General features: G+C 63.4%; 3 protein-coding genes. 2 read left to right on the top strand and 1 reads right to left on the bottom strand.

Annotated elements, in window-relative coordinates; genetic code table 11:
• Both Q0K62_RS07900 and Q0K62_RS07895 read left to right on the top strand, forming a co-directional pair.
• Window positions 1-1,396 (top strand): FtsX-like permease family protein (locus tag Q0K62_RS07900; protein WP_297317429.1); only part of this gene is annotated, 1,396 nt, incomplete at its 5' end.
• A gap of 8 nt (window positions 1,397-1,404) precedes the next feature.
• A complete protein-coding gene (locus Q0K62_RS07895) occupies window positions 1,405-2,091 on the top strand; it encodes an ABC transporter ATP-binding protein (protein WP_297317428.1) in 687 nt (228 codons plus the stop codon).
• A gap of 39 nt (window positions 2,092-2,130) precedes the next feature.
• Here the strand turns inward: Q0K62_RS07895 and Q0K62_RS07890 are convergent, their stop codons facing one another.
• A complete protein-coding gene (locus Q0K62_RS07890) occupies window positions 2,131-3,366 on the bottom strand; it encodes an MFS transporter (RefSeq protein WP_297317427.1) in 1,236 nt (411 codons plus the stop codon).
• Between the last annotated feature and the right edge of the window lie 106 nt (window positions 3,367-3,472).

Here is a 3,472-nt window from a genome sequence, read left to right as displayed (position 1 = left end):
ATCCTACCGAAAGGGACCTGATTTGTACATCATCACCAATGCAATGAAGAATATCCGGAGGTACCGGGGGCGCGGCCTCCTTTTCGCCGGCACTGCCCTCTCCATCATCGTCATCTGCACCATGGGCGTGCTGATCAGGAATGCCTCGGGCTCCCTCATCCAGGGGTACCACGGGCAGTTCGGGTCCAAGGTGACCCTGGCACCGGACATGGCCAAGGCCACCCAGGGCAAGGTCAGGCAACCCACCACCGCCCAGTACCTGGAGTTCGGCAGGTCCCGGCTTCTCCGGAAGACCGTCTATACGGCCCACATGTCGGGAAACGTCAAGGGGCTGACCATGCTCGATGAAGAGCAGGACCAGGACCAGGGGATCCCCATGGGCGGCCCGGCGGGCATGACCGAGATGCCCAAATCCAGCCTGGTGGGGTACAGCGACCCCTCCATCAGCGAAGACTTTGCCAACGGCAAGCGCCACATCGTGGAGGGGCACAGGTACTCGGGCGACCATGACTGCCTGATCAGTCAGGAGCTGGCCAGACTCAACCACCTCAAGGTGGGTGACACCGTCACCTTCACCAGCCTGGATTCGAGTGACAAGGGCTTCCCTCTGCGCATTGCGGGCATCTACTCCGATTCCGTCATGAGTGGCCAGGCCCAGCAGCAGTTCAAGACCCCCATGCTCAACCGGGGCAACGAGGTCATCACCTCCCGGCAGACCGCCGAGAAGATGCCGGCCTTCGCCAAGCAGGGCTACCTGGATCCCAGGTTCTACCTGAAGAACCCGGACCAGCTCGATGCCTTCCGCAAGGAGCTGAAGGCCAAGGGACTGCCGGACGATTTCAAGGTCAGCACCGATGAGGCAGCCTACCGGAAGGTGGTGGCACCGGTGGAGAGCCTGCGCAGGCTGGCGACCATTTTCCTGGCCCTGGTCCTGGTCCTTGGCGGGTTGGTCCTGCTCTTCCTCTGCCTGATGGCCATGCGTTCCAGGGCCTATGAGATCGGTGTCCTGCGTGCCGTAGGGATGAAGGGGTGGAAGGTCTCCCTGGGCTTGATCAGCGAGACAGTCGCCATGGTGGCCGTCTGCCTGGTCCTTGGATTGGGCATCGGCACGGCCGCGGCCCAACCCCTGGCCGACTCCCTCCTGACCGGGCAGCAGGAATCCAGCGCCCAGGCGGAGAAGACGGATGGGAACGGTGGACCGACCAACATCGTCATGGCCGGGCAGCCCACCAGCCAGCCGGATCTGAAACCGGCCACAATCAATCCGGGGATGGACGCATCAACCCTGGCCCAGATCTCCGGGGTATCCATGGGCATGGTGGTCCTGTCCGGTTTGGTGGGGATGGTCTCGGTCAATCGTTGCCAGCCCAGAAAACTCCTCTCGGAAGGGAAGTGAGGAAAACAATGGACATCATTGCTTTGGAGAACGTCTCCTACAGGTACAGCAAGCAGAGCAGGATGGTCCTCGGCGGGATCAACGCAGGATTCCGTAAGGGTGACCTGACCTGCATCATGGGCAGGTCAGGGGCGGGTAAGACCACCCTCCTCTCCCTCCTGGCGGGGCTGGACACGGCCTCGGGCGGACGGGTGCTCTACATGGGTGCGGACCTGGCCGACATGGACAGGGACCGGTACCGCGCCAGGCAGATCGGTACGGTCTTCCAGGGGTACAACCTGCTCAACAGGGCCAGCGCGGTCGAGAACATCGTCCTGTCCATGCAGATCAGCGGGGTGAAGGATCGGCGAAAGACCGAATCGGCCCTGGCCCTGCTCGAACGGGTGGGCATCGACGGGACGACAGCCCGGCGTCAGGTCTCCAACCTGTCGGGAGGGGAGCAGCAGCGTGTGGGGATAGCCCGTGCCCTGGCCCACGATCCGGTTGTGATCATCGCCGACGAGCCGACCGGCAGCCTGGACGGGGAAACGCGCACCAAGATCATGGACATCCTGGTGGATCTGGCCCACAATGACGACAAGTGCGTGATTGTGGTCACCCACTCGAAGTCCGTGGCCAAGCGGGCCGACGAGTTGTGGAACCTGAACTGGGGCACCCTGAAACGGGCCGAGGCCCCGGCCGGCGGCACGGGCTGAGCCGTGGGTCCCCTGCCTGCCCTGGTTCCGCCCCTGCAGCTATCGGTTGCGGGAGGGGATGAAGAGGAACCAGGGCAGGCTCAGGACCACCAGTCCTATGGCGCACATGTACAGGAGGGGGATGGTCTCACGCCCGTTCAGCACATAGGAGGCGAACATGGGGCCCACGATGTATCCCAGGGATGTGGCCGTGTTGAGCATGCCGAAGAGCCGACCGCTGTAGGCCGGTCCCGCCAGTTCGGCCACCACGACGGGCTGGGAGATCCCCATCAGTACCTCACCCAGCCCGAAGATCATGATTCCCAGGGAGGCCGCGGCCAGGGCCCCGGCAGAGGTCGACAGTCGAAGCCCCAGGACGATGATGACCCATGCGGCTGCCCAGAAGATCGGCACCGTGCGCAGGAGGCGGACATGGTTGACGTTCTTCAACCTGGGCAGGAGGATGACGTTCATGATGACCACGGAGAAGGTGTTGACCACATCCACCACGGAGAGTGACCACCGGGGGATGTGGGGGTTAGAAATCAGCGTGGTCACCAACCCCGCATCGAACTGGGAGTATCCGAACAGATCCATGAAGAAGGTTCCGCAACAGAGCAGTCCCATGATCGCCACGATGTAGGTCAGGGACCGGGTGCTGCCGCCGCAGGTACCGCCTGGTGCAGCCTCCTCCTTCTTGTCGCCGTTCCGTGCGCGGGCTCCCTTCGTTCCCTCCTCCTGGACCTCGATCTTGAGACGGGCGGTCAGCCGCCGCAGGCCATAGTGGCGTTCGATCAGGAGGAGGGAGAGACTGACCAGGGCGAAGCCCAGGGCGCGTACCCCGAATCCCCACCGGTAGAGGTGGTCCTGCCCGCCGGCCGCCAGGAGTCCGCCGACCGCGGCCCCCAGCCCGATGCCCAGGTTGAGCTCGGCCTGGTTGATGCCGTAGACGATCCGTCGCTGATCGCTGGTCGATATCTGCGTCAGGATGCTCTCCCAGGAGGTTTCCATTCCCATGCCCAGGCCGGAGATCAAGGCCCCGATCACGCCCATGGTGTAGTCGTGGGCCAGAACGAAGATCAGGGGGCCGATGACGGAGAAGATCATGGCCGTGTGCATGGCCAGCCAGGAGGACCGGCGGTCTGAGACCCATCCGATGATCGGGTTGGAGATGAGGGTGCCGATCGAGCTGACGGTGACCAGGAGGGTGGCCTCGCTCATGGTGGCCCCCAGGGCCTGGGTGGCGAAGAGGAGTTCGATCGGCATGACCAGGCCGATGCCGAAGTTGCACACCATATCGACCATCAACATGGTTCTCAGATAGACGGGTAGATTCATGAATTCCCGCAGCCAGAGCACAGGCCACCTCCATTGTATGCGTGCATGTCGTGACCGGCTCCAT

It is taken from the genome of uncultured Bifidobacterium sp. (genome assembly GCF_945269915.1).
Lineage (GTDB): Bacteria > Actinomycetota > Actinomycetes > Actinomycetales > Bifidobacteriaceae > Bombiscardovia > Bombiscardovia indica.
This window is presented reverse-complemented; position numbering and strand designations above follow the sequence as displayed.